The organism is Kitasatospora sp. NPDC088742, from assembly GCF_055584905.1.
The window spans coordinates 16929-31940 of sequence record NZ_JBVJLD010000026.1; the positions used below are offsets into that span (position 1 = coordinate 16929).

Here is a 15012-nt window from a genome sequence, read left to right on the forward strand (position 1 = left end):
GCAAGTCCGCGCACCCGATGGTCAAGGCCGAGGGCGTGCGGAAGTCCTACGGCCAGGTCGAGGTGCTCAAGGGCATCGACCTGGAGGTCCGCCAGGGCGAGGTGTTCTGCCTGATCGGCCCGTCCGGTTCCGGCAAGTCGACCTTCCTCCGGTGCATCAACCACCTGGAGAAGATCAACGGCGGCTTCCTGTCGGTCGACGGCGAGCTGGTCGGCTACCGGCAGAAGGGCGACCGGCTCTACGAGCTGAAGGACCGTGAGGTCGCGCTCAAGCGCCGGGACATCGGCATGGTCTTCCAGCGCTTCAACCTCTTCCCGCACATGACCGCGGTGGAGAACATCATGGAGGCACCGCTCCAGGTCAAGGGCGAGGGCAAGGCCGAGGCCAAGGAGCGGGCGATGGCCCTGCTGGAGCGGGTCGGCCTGGCCGACAAGGCCGGCAACTACCCCTCCCAGCTCTCCGGCGGCCAGCAGCAGCGGGTGGCGATCGCCCGCGCGCTGGCCATGAAGCCCAAGCTGATGCTCTTCGACGAGCCCACCTCCGCGCTCGACCCGGAGCTGGTCGGCGACGTCCTGGACGTCATGCGCGACCTGGCCCGGGACGGCATGACCATGGTCGTGGTCACCCACGAGATGGGCTTCGCCCGCGAGGTCGGCGACGCGCTGGTCTTCATGGACGGCGGCGTGGTGGTCGAGTCCGGCCACCCGCGCGAGGTGCTGACCAACCCGCAGCACGAGCGCACCCGGAGCTTCCTCTCCAAGGTGCTCTGACCCGCGCACGCCCCCGGGGAGCCCCGGTGAGCCCTTCCGGCTCACCGGGGCTCCCCTTTCCGTTCACCGAGGTAATACCCTAGGAGCAGCTCACCCGTTACCGGCCCTGGAAGGACCACCGTGGAGCTCGCCGCGTACGCCAACTTCGCCGTTCGCCTGGTGAACAGCGAGGAGCCCGACCGGGGCACCGACTCGCTGACCTCGGTCGAGGCCGTGCGGTCGCTGTTCGGCCCCTCCTCGCAGGCGGCCCGGCTGGCGGACGAGAGCGACCTGCCGCGGCTGCGCGCGGTGCGGACCAGGCTGCGCGGGGTCTTCGAGGCCGCGGCCGAGGGCGACGAGGTGCGCGGGGTCGACCTGCTGAACAGCCTGCTGGTCGAGTACCCCGTCAGCCCGCTGGTCTCCGGGCACGACTACCTGGACGACGCCGGCCGCCCGCGCTGGCACCTGCACCTGGCCGACAACGCGCCGACCGCCGCCGCCAACTTCACCGCGGTGGCCTGCATGGGCCTGGCCATCCACCTCACCGAGCTGGGCGCGGACCGGCTCGGCATCTGCCAGGCCGCGCCCTGCCGCAACTCCTACCTGGACACCTCCACCAACCGCTCCCGGCGCTACTGCTCCGACCGCTGCGCCACCCGGGCGAACGTGGCCGCCTACCGCGCCCGCAAGCGCGAGGAGGCCCGTCAGGCGGCCGCCGCCGGCTGACGGCGCGGCAGGCCGAGGCGGCAGAGCACCTGACCGAGGATCAACTCCTCGGGGACCGCGCCGTACTGACGGCTGTCGGTCTCCACGAAGGGGTTGTCGGAGAGCATCCACCAGCCCTCCGGGCGCCGCTCCACCGCCCGTTTGAGCACCAGCAGGCCGCTGTGGCGGGGGTGTTCGAAGAGCGCGACCCGCCCGGGGCGCGGCGCCGCGCCGTACCGGACCAGCACCCGGTCGCCGTCCCGCAGGGCGGGCCGCATCGAGGGCCCGGCGACCAGCACCACCCCGAACGGCAGGAGCCCGTCACGCTGCTGTCGGTCCGTCATGCACCCTCCGTCCGGCCAAACCCAGGACCGAAGGGTAATCTCTGGCGCGGGAAGACGATTCAGAGAGGACTCCCCATGCGTCTGTTTGCTTCGCGCGTCACCGCGCACGCCCACTGCGACCTGCCCTGCGGCGTGTACGACCCGGCCCAGGCCCGGATCGAGGCCGAGTCGGTCAAGGCCACCCAGGAGAAGTACCAGGCCAACGAGGACGCGGTCTTCCGGGCCCGCGCCATCGTCATCAAGGAGGAGCGGGCCGAGCTGGTCAAGCACCACCTCTCGGTGCTGCACACCGACTACTTCAAGGCCCCGCACTTCGAGAAGTACCCGCAGCTGCACGAGCTGTTCAACAACGCGGGCAAGGCGGCCTCGGCCGCCAAGGCGTCCACCGACCCGGCCACCGGCCAGGCCCTGCTGGACCTGATCGCGGAGATCGACAGCATCTTCTGGGAGACCAAGAAGGCCTGACGCCCCGCCACCGGTGCCCCGGTCGTTCCCACCGGAACGGCCGGGGCACCGGCTCGTCCGGGCCCGGGAGAACTCACAGCCGCGCGACCCCGGTGCCCGAGTAGGCTCGCCGTATGATCCGCGAAGTAACGCCGTCCGACGTCCCCCTGATCCTCGACCTGATCCGCGAGCTGGCGGAGTACGAGAAGGCCCCCGACGAGGCCGTGGCCACCGAGGAGCAGCTGCACGCCTCGCTGTTCGGCCCGAACCCCGCCGTCTTCGGCCTGATCGCCGAGGAGGACGGCAGCGGCGAGGCGGTCGGCTTCGCCCTCTGGTTCCGGAACTTCTCCACCTGGCGCGGCACCCACGGGATCTACCTGGAGGACCTGTACGTCCGCCCGACCGCGCGCGGCGGCGGCCACGGCAAGGCCCTGCTCACCGAGCTGGCCCGGATCTGCGTGCGCAACGGCTACTCCCGGCTGGAGTGGACCGTGCTGGACTGGAACGAGCCGGCCATCGGTTTCTACCGCTCGCTGGGCGCGGTGGGCATGGACGAGTGGACCGTGCACCGGCTGACCGGCGAGGCGCTGGCCGTCCTCGGCGCCGAGTAGCGGACCTCCGTGGCTGCCACGGCAGTTCGAACTCCTTCGCCCGTTCCCGTGACGGACGTCCTGGATCGCGACAAGCGTCGGTCCGGCGCGGTAACGTCTCGGGCGGATGCGCGGCGTTCCGACCTCTCCCGTATGGGTATGACCGGTACGTACCGCACCACCCCTCTTCACAGTTGGGGCTGAGCAGTTGAACCGAGCAACAGGAAGTGCCGCGGCCTCCCGGCCGCAAGCACCGCGCGTCACCCAGGAGGTGAGGGTGTCCCAGATCGACGGCGATCCCGGAGTGAAGGACTTCGTCGAAGTCCGGCTGCCCGCGGCGGGGGCGTACCTCTCGGTGCTGCGAACGGCGACGGCCGGTCTCGCGGCCCGGTTGGACTTCACCCTCGACGAGATCGAGGACCTCCGGATCGCGGTGGACGAAGCCTGCGCCATCCTGCTCCAGCAGGCTGTCCCGGGCTCCGTGCTGAGCTGCGAGTTCCGCCTGGTCGGTGACTCGCTCCGGGTCACCGTGGCGGCCCCGACCACCGACGGCCGGGCCCCCGAACGGGACACCTTCGCCTGGACGGTGCTCTCCGCACTGGCCGGCGAGGTGGAGTCCACGGTCGCCGCGGACAACACCGTGAGCATCAGTCTGCACAAGAAGCGCGGCGGAGCACCGGTCGCGGTGTGAGTCCACTCGCGAAGCCGTACGCGCGGCCCGGCCGCGCGTACGGCTCCCCGTACCGCAGCGCGGTACGACCCTCAGTGAAGTGCTCCCGGAACGGAACGGGTGACCGCCGTGAGTGATCTCGACCGCACGACCATGGCCCCGGGCCCGGCCGCCACCGCAGAGGTGACCGTGCCGGCCCAGCCGAGCACCGCCGCCCCGACCCCTGCCCGATCCGACCCCGCCGACGTGCACCCGAAGGACAACCATCGGATGACCCAGCCGACAGACCCGCCGAACGACCAGCAGCCCGCCCCGCCGGTGCGTCCGCCGGTCGCCGGAGCCGTCCCGGCCCAGGCGCACCGCTCCGGCGCGCCGGACCGGGAGGCCGCGCGGGCGCTCTTCGTCCGGCTGGCCGAACTGGAGGACGGGTCGCCCGAGCGGGTCGAACTGCGCAACCAGCTGGTCCGGATGCACATCCCGCTGGTCGAGCACCTGGCCCGCCGCTTCCGCAACCGCGGCGAGCCGCTGGACGACCTCACCCAGGTCGCCACCATCGGCCTGATCAAGTCGGTGGACCGCTTCGACGTCGAGCGCGGCGTGGAGTTCTCCACCTACGCCACCCCGACCATCGTCGGCGAGATCAAGCGGCACTTCCGGGACAAGGGCTGGGCGGTCCGGGTGCCCCGCCGCCTCCAGGAGCTGCGGCTCTCGCTCACCACGGCGACCAGCGAGCTCTCCCAGCGGCACGGCCGCTCCCCCACGGTGCACGAGCTGGCCGAGCACCTCGGCATCTCCGAGGAGGACGTGCTGGAGGGCCTGGAGTCGGCCAACGCCTACTCCACGCTCTCCCTCGACGTGCCGGACAGCGACGACGAGTCCCCCGCGGTGGCCGACACCCTGGGCGCCACGGACGAGGCGCTGGAGGGCGTCGAGTACCGCGAGTCGCTCAAGCCGCTGCTGGCCCAACTCCCGCCCCGGGAGCAGAAGATCCTGGTGCTGCGGTTCTTCCGGAACATGACGCAGTCCCAGATCGCGGCCGAGGTCGGCATCTCCCAGATGCACGTCTCCCGGCTGCTGGCCCGCACCCTGGCCCAGCTCCGGGAGAAGCTCCTCGTCGAGGAGTGACGGACCGTCAGGCGTCTTCGGCGGTGCTCTGCGACGCGTAGAGCACCGCCGTCACCTTCGGGTTGAGCAGTGCGCCGATGCCGACCAGGCCGAGCACGCCGATCACCACGCCGAGCACCTGCGTCGCACCGCCGTTCTGCCACATGTAGTAGGCGACCGGCAGGCAGATCGAGTTGGTCAGCACGGCCGGGGTGCGGCCCCAGCGGCGCAGCCGCAGCAGCGCCCGCCCGGCCAGCAGCGGCTGGAGGCCGAGCAGCAGCAGGATCACCCCGCCGAACTCGCTGCGGCCCAGCGCCGGGGAGTCCCAGAAGAACCCGGCGATCACGTCGTAGACACCCCAGCCGGCCAGCGCCGCGCCCTCCAGGGCGGTGATCGCCGCGCCGACGACGAGGGCGGTGGGCCGGGCGGGTCCGGTGGTCATGGAATCGGTGGTCACTCCAGCAGGGTAGCCGCAGCCGTTCGCACCCCGACCCGTAGGCTGAGCGCCATGCGCGCTCTCCTGGTCGTGAACCCGAAGGCGACCACCACCAGTGGACGCACCCGAGACGTGCTGATCCACGCCCTGCGCAGCGACCTCCGGCTGGAGGTGGCCCAGACGGAGTACCGGGGGCACGCCCACGACCTGGCCGAAGGGGCCGCCGACCGCGGCTTCGACCTGGTGGTCTCGCTGGGCGGCGACGGCACGGTCAACGAGATCGTCAACGGGCTGCTCGCGCACGGCCCCTCCGATCGGGTGCCCCGGCTGGCCGTGGTCCCCGGCGGCTCGACCAACGTCTTCGCCCGCACCCTCGGCCTCCCCAACGACCCGGTGGAGGCCACCGGTGCCCTGCTGGACGCCCTGGAGCACCGCCGCGAGCGGGCCGTCAGCCTGGGCAAGGCGATGAGCGAGGGCTGCCCGGACCGCTGGTTCACCTTCACCGCCGGCCTCGGTTTCGACGCCGGCGTGGTGGGCCGGGTGGAGGCCCAGCGGCGGGCCGGGAAGAAGTCCACCCACGCGCTCTACGTGAGCCAGGCACTACGCCACTTCGTCACCGAGCGTGATCATCGCCGCAATGGCCCCATCCGCCTGGAAATCAACGGTCAGGAGACCGTCCCGGGCCTCGTCCTGGCCATAGTCAGCAACACCTCGCCCTGGACCTTCCTGGGCAGCCGTCCGGTCTTCCCCTCCCCCTCCGCGTCCTTCGACACCGACCTGGACATCTTCGGCATCACTCGAATGACCGCGTTCGGCACGGCTCGAACGGTGCGTCAGATTCTGCGTTCGCACACGGCTTCGGAAGGCGGCACAGGGCCGTCCGGCCCTACGGGCAAGCACCTCGTCTCCTACCACGACGTCCGACACTTCACCTTGGTTTCACAGGAACCGGCCCCGTTTCAGGTCGACGGGGATCACCTTGGAGACAGGAGTCGCGTCAGTTTCACAGGCGTTCGGCGGGCACTGCGTGTGATTGTGTGACCAGAAGGGCCTGTTGCCCTTCTTCTCGAACGCACAAGCCCCCTTCACCCCATAGAAGTACGGGCTGTGAGCTAGGCGACACCGAAGAATCAAAAATTTCCAGCCGAAGGGGGTTGTATCCGAGCCCGAGGTTTGCGAACCTCTACATGGCGATCGGGACACGTCGCAGCGGGACATACCGCGACAAGCTCCCTTGATAGCCCGAACCCCCTCCAGCACAGACCCGCAGGCCCCACGGGGCCTTTGGTCCCTTTTGCTGTCGCGGGATTCGTGAAAGCGTTCACATTCACAAGCCACCATCGATTGCGTCGGCCGGGCCACAGCCTGCCGACCGGAGGAGTTGGACGAACATGGACTGGCGCCACCGCGCTGTCTGTCGCGAAGAGGACCCGGAGCTGTTCTTCCCGATCGGGAACACCGGCCCTGCTCTGCTGCAGATCGAGGAAGCCAAGGCCGTGTGCCGCCGTTGCCCCGTCATGGAGCAGTGCCTCCAGTGGGCGCTCGAGACCGGCCAGGACGCCGGCGTCTGGGGCGGCATGAGCGAGGACGAGCGTCGTGCGATGAAGCGCCGCGCCGCCCGCAACCGGGCCCGTACCGCCTGAGGAACCGTCAGCCCCGCCTGATCAATCCACGATCAAGGGTCAGGCAGCGCCGCACGGCGCGCCGGGCCTTCCCCAACGCGGGTACTTGATAGTGTTCACTTAGAGCAATACCGTGGAGCTGTGGCGCTCACCGTGTGCAACACGTGCAGCGGGCACCACGCGACACCAAAGAGCCCCCGTTCCGGCCGACTCCCCCCGACGGCCGGAACGGGTTGAGAGGCCCTGTCGACCCACCCCCCCGGTCGACAGGGCCTCGTATCTTTCTGGGCCCACTCGCCTTCGGGCCGCGCGCAGCGCTACCGCACCGGGATCTCCAGGATCACCTTGGTCCCGCCCTCCGGCGCCGCCACCATGTCGAAGCTGCCGCCGAGTTCGTTGGTCGCCAGGGTCCGGACGATCTGCAGCCCGAGGTTCCCGGACGTCTGCGGGTCGAAGCCCTCCGGCATGCCGCTCCCGTCGTCCTGCACCGTGATCAGCAGGTACTCCTCCGGCCTGGTCCCGCCGTTCCAGCTGTCCGACCAGCCCGTACCGCTGGCCGGTGCCCTCCCCCGGAGCGCGCTGACCTCCAGGTTGCCCCCGGCGCTCGGCCCGAAGGCGTGCTCCAGCGCGTTCTGCAGCAGCTCGGTGAGCACCATCGCCAGCGGCGTGGCCATCTCCGCCGACAGGATGCCGAAGGACCCGGTGCGCCGGGTGGCGACGCGGCCGTCCTGGGAGAGCTCCATCACCATGGCCAGCACCCGGTCGGCGATCTCGTCGAAGGCCACCGCCTCGTCCAGGCCCTGGGAGAGCGTCTCGTGCACGATGGCGATCGAGCCGACCCGCCGGACCGCCTCGTCCAGCGCGGCCCGCCCGGACTCCGAGTCCATCCGCCGGGCCTGCAGCCGCAGCAGCGCCGCCACCGTCTGGAGGTTGTTCTTCACCCGGTGGTGGATCTCCCGGATGGTCGCGTCCTTGGTCATCAACTCCCGGTCGCGGCGCCGGAGTTCGGTGACGTCCCGGCAGAGCACCAGCGAACCGGTGAGCGTCCCCTTGGGCTTGAGCGGGATGGCCCGCAGGGTGACCACGCCGCCCTGCACCTCGACCTCGGTCTGCCGCGGGGCCCAGCCGCTGGCCAGCTTGACCAGGGCCTCGTGCACCGCGGCGCGCGAGGGCGGCACCAACTCGGCGGTGGCGCGGCCGAGATGACTGCCCACCAGGTCGGTGGTGAGGCCCAGCCGGTGGTAGGCGGAGAGCGCGTTGGGGCTGGCGTAGGTGACGATGCCGTCGGCGTCCAGCCGGATCAGGCCGTCGCCGACCCGGGGGGCGGCGTCCATGTCGGCCTGCTCGACGCCCGGGTAGGGGAAGCTGCCGGCCGCGATCATCTGGGCCAGGTCGGAGGCGGACTGCAGGTAGGTGAGCTCCAGCCGACTGGGCGTGCGGACCGTCAGCAGGTTGGTGTTGCGGGCGATCACCCCGAGCACCCGGCCCTCCCGGCGGACCGGGATGGACTCCACCCGGACGGGCACCTCCTCGCGCCACTCCGGGTCGCCCTCGCGGACGATCCGGCCCTCGTCGTAGGCGGCGTCCAGCAGCGGCCGGCGGCCCCGCGGCACCAGGTGGCCGACCATGTCGTCCTGGTACGAGGTGGGGCCCGTATTGGGCCGCATCTGGGCCACCGAGACGTACCGGATGCCGTCCCAGGTGGGGATCCAGAGCACCAGGTCGGCGAAGGAGAGGTCGGAGAGCAGCTGCCACTCCGAGACCAGCATGTGCAGCCACTCCACATCGGCACCCGTCAGGGTGGTGTGGCGGCGGACGAGTTCGTTCAGCGAGGGCACAGGGCGAGGGTATCCGGACCGGCCGGGCAAGGGCTCCCCGGACCGTTCGCCACCGATCGCGGGAGCTCTCTGGACAACCAGGATTGGTCTAGTCCACAATGGAGAAGCACCAAGGAGACACCCCCCGCGCAACTGCCCTGACCGCGCGCGGTGCCTCCTCGGTCGGACGCTCCGGACCGGTGACCCCGCACAGTTGCCGGCCCGCTGGAGCGACCGACGACAGCTCCGGGCTGCGGTGCCGCACAGGTTGAGGGTCCTGTGTCGGCGCCGTGGCCCGTAGTGCTTTCCGGTCAGAGTGCTTTTCGGTCAGAGTGCTTTCCGGTCAGAAGTTCACTTGGCCAGCGCCCGCGGCGCGTCCGGGTCCTGACCCCGGGCGATCGCCACCTCGTGGGCCAGCTGCTGGAGCGGCAGGATCTCCAGCACCGGCTGCAGCTCCTCCGGCACGCCGGACGGCAGCACGAACCCCGCCGAGGCGGCCGCCACCTGGTCCTCGACGCCGAACACCACCAGGTCCGCGCCCCTCCCCCGCAGCCGGTCCAGCACCGGCTGGAGCGCGTCGCCGCCCCTGCCGTCCGGCACCACCGCGATCACCGGCGAGACGTTGTCCACCATCGCCAGCGGCCCGTGCAGCAGGTCGGCGCCGGAGAAGGCCGAGGCCGGGATGTAGCTGGTCTCCATCAGCTTGAGCGCGGCCTCCCGGGCGGTCGGGTAGCCGTAGCCGCGCGAGGTGAGCACCAGCCGCTGGGCGAAGCGGTAGCGCTCGGCCAGCGCCCGCACCTCGTCCCGCCGCCCGAGCACCTGCTCGGCCAGCTCCGGGAGCACCTCGGCGGCCTGCCCGCCCTCCCCCCGCAGCCCCTGCACCAGCAGGTAGAGGGTCAGCAGTTCGGCCGTGTAGGTCTTGGTGGCCGGCAGCGCCCGCTCCGGACCGGCCAGCACGTCCACGTGGAACTCGGAGACCTCGGCCAGCGGCGAGCCCGCGTTGTTGGTGACGGCCAGGGTGACGGCGCCGGCCTCCCGGGCCGCGTTGGTGGAGGCCACCAGGTCCGGCGAGCCGCCGGACTGGCTGACCGTCACCACCAGCACGTCGGTGAGGTCGGGCCGCGCCCCGTAGGCGGTGAAGGTGGACATCGAACTGAGCCCGGCCGGTCTGCCGAGCAGGATCTCCACCAGGTACTTGGCGTACAGCGCGGCGTTGTCCGAGGTGCCGCGCGCGGTCAGCAGCACGAACCGGGGGCGGCGGGCCGCCACCTCGGCCGCGATGGCGGCGATGCCCGGCGCGCCCTCGTCGAGGATCCGGCGGAGCACGGCGGGCTGCTCGGCCGTCTCCGCCGCCATGATGCGGCCGGGCCCTTCGGCGAGGGACATCTGACGCTGCCTCCGGCTCGCTCGGGACTTCCCCGCTGGTGAGCCTACGGAGCACCGGCGGTCCGGGCGCGCGGAGAGCCGCCGTCCGGTGGAGCGACCGGACGACGGCTCCGACGGTGCGTCAGGACGGGTTGTTGATCAGCTGGTCGATCTTGGCGTCGGCCTCCTGGGTGGCCTGGTCGACCGTCTTACCGTTCTTCAGGATGTCGGTGAGCATGTTCACCAGCACGTTCTGCTTCTCGACCGCGCCCCAGCCGGGGGCCAGCGGGGTGAACCAGGCGTTCGGCACCGCGTTGGCCGCCGCCGCCGTGGCGGGCTTGGACTTCAGCGGGGCGAGCTGGGTCAGGTTGTTCGGCAGGGTGTCCTTGTCGACCAGCACCTGCTGCGACTTGGCGCTGGTGAACATCCGGACCCAGTCCTTGGCGGCGTCCTGGTTCTTCGACTTGGCGGTGACCGCCAGGTCGGAGCCGCCGATGAAGGAGGGCAGCGGCTTGCCGTTGGGGCCGGGCATGCCGACCACCCTGAGCACGTCCTTGAGCGAGGGGTTGCCGCCGACCGGGGCGGTGGCGGTACCGATCTCCCAGCCGTTGCCGTAGAGCATCGCGGTCTTCTGCTTGCCGAGCACGCCGGACTGGTTGAGCTCGTTCACCGTCAGGTCGCCGTTGTTGTACTTCTTCACCAGGTCGACGAAGTGCTGGACGCCCTGCTGGGACTTGTCGTCGTGCAGCGAGCCGTGCCACTTGCCGGTGGAGTCGAAGCGGGCGATGGTGCCGCCGAACGCCTCGACGTAGGACATCGCGGCGTACCAGTACGGGCCGGGCAGGTAGAGCGCGGAGAAGGACTTGTCGCCCTTGCGCTTGGCCGCCACCTTGTCGAGCGCCACCTTCAGGTCCTCCTCGGTGGCCGGGAACTCGGCGCTGCCGGTGGCGTCCTGGAACATCGCGGCGTTGTAGATGCCGACCCGGGCACCCGCGTAGTACGGCACGCAGTAGAGCTTGTCCTGGTACTCGCAGGTCTTGACCAGGCCCTTGATCCAGGTGTCGGAGTTCTCGTAGCTCGCCTTGTCCACCGGGGCCAGGGAATTGTTCAGGATGTACTTCATGGTCTCGGTGTTGCCGAGTTCGACCACGTCCGGTGCCTCGGTCTGGCCGGCCAGTGCGGCGTCCAGTTTGGTGATCTTGTCGGCCCAGGTCTGGTAGCTGAGCCGGAGGTCGATCTTCGGGTACTTCGCCGCGAACTCGTCATTGACCTGCTGCACCAGCTCGGGCCAGTTCTGCTGGGCCTCGTTCATCAGCCAGATGGTGACGCCGCCGGTCATCGACTTCGGGTCCGCGCTGCTCGGACCACCGCTCTTGGCGCCCGAGGCGCCGCCGCCGGCGCAGGCGGCCGTACTCGCGAGCAGTGCTGCGACGCCGAACGCCGCCATGAGCCGACGGTTCACGCCATCCTCCTGGTTTCGATCCCGGCCCAAGCTGTGGTTTAGACCGGATTGCTGGAGACTGGCCTAGACCAAAGCTGGTGTCAACGGATTCAGGGTGTCCAAGTGGCGGACGTTGCAGACCTGTTGTGAGTCGTGTGCGATGTGTTGCCGGTCGGGCACATAGGGTTCCCTTAATGCTCCGTTAAGGCATCCTGAGGGACTGTCAGAATTCTTGTCGCGAACACGGAAAAAGCCCCCGGAGGAATTCCTCCGGGGGCTTTTTTGTTGACGTTACGTCAATTGCATTCGGCTCACCGGCCGGTGAGCACCTCGACGGCCGCCAGCCCGCAGACCCGGGCGGCGCCGTGGGTGGCCACGTACAGGGCTCCGGCGGGCTTGGCCATGGGGACGCCCATCTCGACCACGGCGGCGTCCGGACGGGCCGTCAGGAGCCGCGAGAGCAGCTCCGTCATCCACGGGTAGCGGTGCTCGTCGCGGACCACCAGGACCAGGCTGCGGCCCTCGGCGCCGGCCAGCAGGCGGCCGGCGGTGGCCGCCAGCGCCTCGGAGGTGGCGTCCTCGGGGCCGACGGCGGCGGTCGAGGTGCCCGGGAAGCGGTCGGCCAGCATGCCCGAGACGCCCCACGGGGTCTCGTAGCCCACCGCGAAGTTGGGCTCGGCGGAGAGCGAGGCGACGAACGGGCGCTCGGTCACCGGGGTGAACGGGCGGCCCGGGGCGCGGACCACCCGCAGGGCCCGGCGGGCGGCCCGCAGGCCGATCGCCAGCTCCGGGTCGGCCTGGCCGGCCTGGGACTCGATCCGGGCCCAGGAGCCGAGCGCGCGGACCCGCTGGGCGGCGTCCGCCAGCCGCTCCTCGGCGAGCTCGCCGGAGCGCACGCCCTCGACGATGGCGTCCCGCAGGTGCAGCACCGTCTCCTCGTCGTCGTGGCCGCCGCCGACGCAGATCGCGTCGGCGCCGGCCGCGAGCGCCCGCACCGTGCCGTTGCCCATCCCGTAGGTGTCCGAGATGGCGCCCATCTCGATCCCGTCGGTCACGATCAGGCCCTGGTAGCCCATCTGACCCCGCAGCAGGTCGGTGAGGACCGAGCGGCTGAGCGTGGCGGGCAGGGCCGGGTCCAGTGCGGGGACCATGATGTGAGCGGTCATCACGGACTTCGCACCGGCCTCGATCGCGGCCAGGAACGGCGGCAGGTCGCGGGAGCGCAGCAGGTCCACGTCGACGTCGACCACCGGCAGGCCGAGGTGCGAGTCGATCGCGGTGTCCCCGTGCCCGGGGAAGTGCTTGGCGCAGGCGGCCACGCCGGCCGACTGCAGACCGGTGACCCAGGCCGCGGTGTGGCGGGCGCAGAGCTCGGGGTCGTCGCCGAAGGAGCGGACGCCGATCACCGGGTTGCGCGGGTCGGAGTTGACGTCGGCCGAGGGCGCCCAGTTGTGGTTGATGCCGCAGGCCACCAGGGCCCGGGCCAGCTCGCGGGCGACGTTCTCGGTCAGGGCGAGGTCGTCGATCGCGCCGAGCGCCAGGTTGCCCGGCCAGGAGGAGCCGGACGGGGCCTCGATCCGGGTGACGTCGCCGCCCTCCTCGTCGATGGCGATGAGCAGGTCCGGGTTCTCCGAGCGCAGCTGGGCGGTGAGCTCCGCCAGCTGCTTGAGGTCGACCACGTTGCGGCCGAACAGCGCGACCGAACCCAGACCGTCGGCCAGGTGCCGGCGCACCCAGTCCGGCGGGGTGGCGGTGCCCACGAAGCCGGGCTGCAGGACCGCCAGGGCGTCCCGGTGGAGCTGGTCGCTGCCGGTCACGGCGGGGGTCAGGATGCTCATCGGCTCAGCCCTTCACGGCGCCGGCGGTGAGACCGGAGGCGATCCGGCGCTGCACCAGGAGGAAGAAGATCACCACGGGGATGGCCATCATCGTGGAGCCGGCCATCATCGGGGCGTACTCGGTGCCGCGGGTGGTGGTGAAGTTGCCGAGCCACACCGTCGCGGTGGTGTTGGTCTGGCTGAGCAGCTGGAGCGCGTAGAGGTACTCGTTCCAGGCCTGGATGAAGCCGTAGATCGCGGTGGCCACCATGCCGGGGGCCAGCAGCGGGAAGACCACCCGGACGAACGCCCCGGTGCGGGTGCAGCCGTCCACCATGGCCGACTCCTCGAGCTCCTTCGGGATGTTCACGATGAAGCCGCGCAGGGTCCACACCGTGAAGGGGAGCACGAAGGTGAGGTAGGTCAGGATGATGCCGGAGAGCTTGTTGTACTGGCCCAGGTCGTTCAGCAGCAGGAAGACCGGGATGATCATCGCGACCAGCGGGACCATCTGGACCGTCAGGATGCCGACGATGACCACCTTGCGGCCGCGGAAGGCGAACCGGGAGATGGCGAGCGCGGCGAGCAGGCCGACCACCAGGCCGATGGCCACGGTGGAGCCGGCGATGATCAGCGAGCGGATGACCGGGCCCCAGAAGTCGGAGACCTCCAGCGCGCGCTTGAAGTTCTCCAGCGAGAGCGGGAAGGGCAGGAACTTCGGGTCGGTGGAGATGGCGTCCTTGGACGGCTTGAGCGCCGTGTTGACCATCCAGTAGACCGGAAAGCCCAGGACCGCGGCGGTGATGACGCCGATCAGGTTGTAGAGCGGACGCCCCTTGGGTGCCTTCTCCTTGGCGGCCTTGGTCATTCGACCTCTCCGATCTTCAGCATCTGGCGCATGTAGACGGCGATGACGCCGAGCAGCAGCAGAACGGTCAGCAGGGCGATGGCCGAGCCCATCGAGTAGTCGTTGACCACGAACGCCTTGTCGTAGGAGTAGGTGGTGAGCAGCTGGTACTCGGGCTCGGGGTGACCGCCGCGCATCAGGAAGACCTGGGCGAAGACGCCCATGTCCCAGATCACCGAGAGGGTGGCCAGCATGACGATGATGGGCTTGAGGACCGGCAGGGTGACGTAGCGGAAGACCTTGAAGGCACCGGCGCCGTCCATCCGGGCCGCCTCCTCCAGCTCCTTGGGGACCTGGGTGAGACCGGCGTGCAGGGTGATCGCCACGAACGGGACGGCGCCCCAGACCACCAGGGCCATGATGATGGTGAAGCCCTGGGTGGAGTCGACGAACCAGTTGTGGCGCTCGAAGTCCAGACCGGCCTTGGTGAGCAGCCAGTTGACGACGCCGTAGTCGGTGTCGAACATCCACTTGAAGACGGTGACGGCGACCACGATGGGCATCGCCCAGCTCGCCACCAGGGCGATGTTGATCAGCGTCTTGACCCAGCCGGAGACCCGGACCAGCAGCATCGCGATCAGCATGCCGAGGACCATGGTGGTGGCCACCGCACCGGCCGTGAACAGGATCGTGCGGACCACGACGTCCCAGAACACCGAGTCGCCGAGCACGGTGGAGAAGTTCTCGAAGCCGATCCACTCGGTCGGGAGGAAGCCCCAGAGCTGGGACTGCCCGAAGTTCTGGAACGACAGCGTGACGAGCCGGACCAGGGGGTAGCCGAGCACCACGGCCAGCACGACCATGGTCGGCGCCAGCAGCAGCCACGGAGCCGCGGCGGTGCCCATCCGGCCGCCGCGCGGCGGCTTGGCGGCTCTGCCGGTGGCGGGAGTGCCCGCCGATGATGAGGGCCGCTTCGGCGGCACCTTCGCGGTGGATGTGTCGGCACTCATCACGTGCTCCTCAACTACGCCTGGTCGTGCTTGGAGATGGGGGCCTCACGG

16 protein-coding genes are annotated in these 15012 nt (G+C 70.4%); 8 read left to right on the top strand and 8 right to left on the bottom strand.

What is annotated here, in order from left to right:
• Nucleotides 1-17 precede the first annotated feature (17 nt).
• Together ACZ6ZR_RS20815 and ACZ6ZR_RS20820 are read left to right on the top strand one after the other, a co-directional pair.
• Nucleotides 18-770, top strand: coding sequence for an amino acid ABC transporter ATP-binding protein (locus ACZ6ZR_RS20815; protein ID WP_465644437.1), 753 nt, complete (start codon nucleotides 18-20; stop codon nucleotides 768-770).
• Nucleotides 771-890: 120 nt separating this feature from the next.
• The gene (locus tag ACZ6ZR_RS20820; RefSeq protein ID WP_345290029.1) at nucleotides 891-1475 is read left to right on the top strand and encodes a CGNR zinc finger domain-containing protein; all 585 of its coding nucleotides are present in this window, start codon (nucleotides 891-893) and stop codon (nucleotides 1473-1475) included.
• On the opposite strand, the gene sodX is transcribed toward ACZ6ZR_RS20820, so the two are convergent.
• Complete coding sequence (sodX, locus tag ACZ6ZR_RS20825; protein ID WP_465644314.1) at nucleotides 1454-1798, bottom strand: nickel-type superoxide dismutase maturation protease; 345 nt, start codon at nucleotides 1796-1798, stop codon at nucleotides 1454-1456. The two genes, ACZ6ZR_RS20820 and sodX, sit on opposite strands and share 22 nt — an antisense overlap.
• A gap of 75 nt (nucleotides 1799-1873) precedes the next feature.
• Here sodX and sodN point away from each other — a divergent pair, with 75 nt between their 5' ends.
• The 4 genes from sodN (at nucleotide 1874) to ACZ6ZR_RS20845 (ending at nucleotide 4627) form a co-directional block, all read left to right on the top strand.
• The gene (sodN, locus tag ACZ6ZR_RS20830; RefSeq protein WP_465644316.1) at nucleotides 1874-2263 is read left to right on the top strand and encodes a superoxide dismutase, Ni; all 390 of its coding nucleotides are present in this window, start codon (nucleotides 1874-1876) and stop codon (nucleotides 2261-2263) included.
• A gap of 113 nt (nucleotides 2264-2376) precedes the next feature.
• Nucleotides 2377-2853: a GNAT family N-acetyltransferase gene (locus ACZ6ZR_RS20835; RefSeq protein ID WP_465644317.1), complete on the top strand. Its 477-nt coding sequence runs from the start codon at nucleotides 2377-2379 to the stop codon at nucleotides 2851-2853.
• A gap of 256 nt (nucleotides 2854-3109) precedes the next feature.
• Nucleotides 3110-3523 carry an ATP-binding protein gene (locus tag ACZ6ZR_RS20840; protein WP_465644319.1) on the top strand — a complete coding sequence of 138 codons (414 nt, stop codon included), beginning with the start codon at nucleotides 3110-3112 and terminating at the stop codon, nucleotides 3521-3523.
• A 108-nt stretch (nucleotides 3524-3631) separates the two neighbouring features.
• The gene (locus ACZ6ZR_RS20845) at nucleotides 3632-4627 is read left to right on the top strand and encodes an RNA polymerase sigma factor SigF (RefSeq protein ID WP_465644320.1); all 996 of its coding nucleotides are present in this window, start codon (nucleotides 3632-3634) and stop codon (nucleotides 4625-4627) included.
• Between the two features lie 7 nt (nucleotides 4628-4634).
• Here ACZ6ZR_RS20845 and ACZ6ZR_RS20850 read toward each other — a convergent pair whose 3' ends face one another.
• A complete protein-coding gene (locus ACZ6ZR_RS20850) occupies nucleotides 4635-5063 on the bottom strand; it encodes a hypothetical protein (RefSeq protein ID WP_465644322.1) in 429 nt (142 codons plus the stop codon).
• 51 nt (nucleotides 5064-5114) lie between these two features.
• On the opposite strand from ACZ6ZR_RS20850, the gene ACZ6ZR_RS20855 reads away from it, so the two are divergent.
• The gene (locus ACZ6ZR_RS20855) at nucleotides 5115-6083 is read left to right on the top strand and encodes a diacylglycerol/lipid kinase family protein (protein WP_465644323.1); all 969 of its coding nucleotides are present in this window, start codon (nucleotides 5115-5117) and stop codon (nucleotides 6081-6083) included.
• A gap of 350 nt (nucleotides 6084-6433) precedes the next feature.
• On the top strand, nucleotides 6434-6685 hold the full coding sequence (locus tag ACZ6ZR_RS20860; protein ID WP_014138019.1) for a WhiB family transcriptional regulator: 252 nt from the start codon (nucleotides 6434-6436) through the stop codon (nucleotides 6683-6685).
• 296 nt (nucleotides 6686-6981) lie between these two features.
• Here ACZ6ZR_RS20860 and ACZ6ZR_RS20865 read toward each other — a convergent pair whose 3' ends face one another.
• The 6 genes from ACZ6ZR_RS20865 to ACZ6ZR_RS20890 all read right to left on the bottom strand — a co-directional run bounded on the left by ACZ6ZR_RS20865 (nucleotide 6982) and on the right by ACZ6ZR_RS20890 (nucleotide 14964).
• Nucleotides 6982-8502, bottom strand: coding sequence for a sensor histidine kinase (locus tag ACZ6ZR_RS20865; protein WP_465644325.1), 1521 nt, complete (start codon nucleotides 8500-8502; stop codon nucleotides 6982-6984).
• A 330-nt stretch (nucleotides 8503-8832) separates the two neighbouring features.
• Complete coding sequence (locus tag ACZ6ZR_RS20870; RefSeq protein WP_465644326.1) at nucleotides 8833-9867, bottom strand: SIS domain-containing protein; 1035 nt, start codon at nucleotides 9865-9867, stop codon at nucleotides 8833-8835.
• A gap of 121 nt (nucleotides 9868-9988) precedes the next feature.
• Nucleotides 9989-11308: an extracellular solute-binding protein gene (locus tag ACZ6ZR_RS20875; protein WP_465644328.1), complete on the bottom strand. Its 1320-nt coding sequence runs from the start codon at nucleotides 11306-11308 to the stop codon at nucleotides 9989-9991.
• A gap of 290 nt (nucleotides 11309-11598) precedes the next feature.
• Nucleotides 11599-13125 (bottom strand): glycoside hydrolase family 3 protein, encoded by a 1527-nt coding sequence (locus tag ACZ6ZR_RS20880; protein WP_465644330.1) that lies wholly within the window; start codon nucleotides 13123-13125, stop codon nucleotides 11599-11601.
• A gap of 4 nt (nucleotides 13126-13129) precedes the next feature.
• The gene (locus ACZ6ZR_RS20885) at nucleotides 13130-13972 is read right to left on the bottom strand and encodes a carbohydrate ABC transporter permease (RefSeq protein ID WP_465644331.1); all 843 of its coding nucleotides are present in this window, start codon (nucleotides 13970-13972) and stop codon (nucleotides 13130-13132) included.
• A complete protein-coding gene (locus ACZ6ZR_RS20890) occupies nucleotides 13969-14964 on the bottom strand; it encodes a carbohydrate ABC transporter permease (RefSeq protein WP_465644333.1) in 996 nt (331 codons plus the stop codon). Before ACZ6ZR_RS20890 ends, ACZ6ZR_RS20885 begins: the two co-directional genes overlap by 4 nt.
• Between the last annotated feature and the right edge of the window lie 48 nt (nucleotides 14965-15012).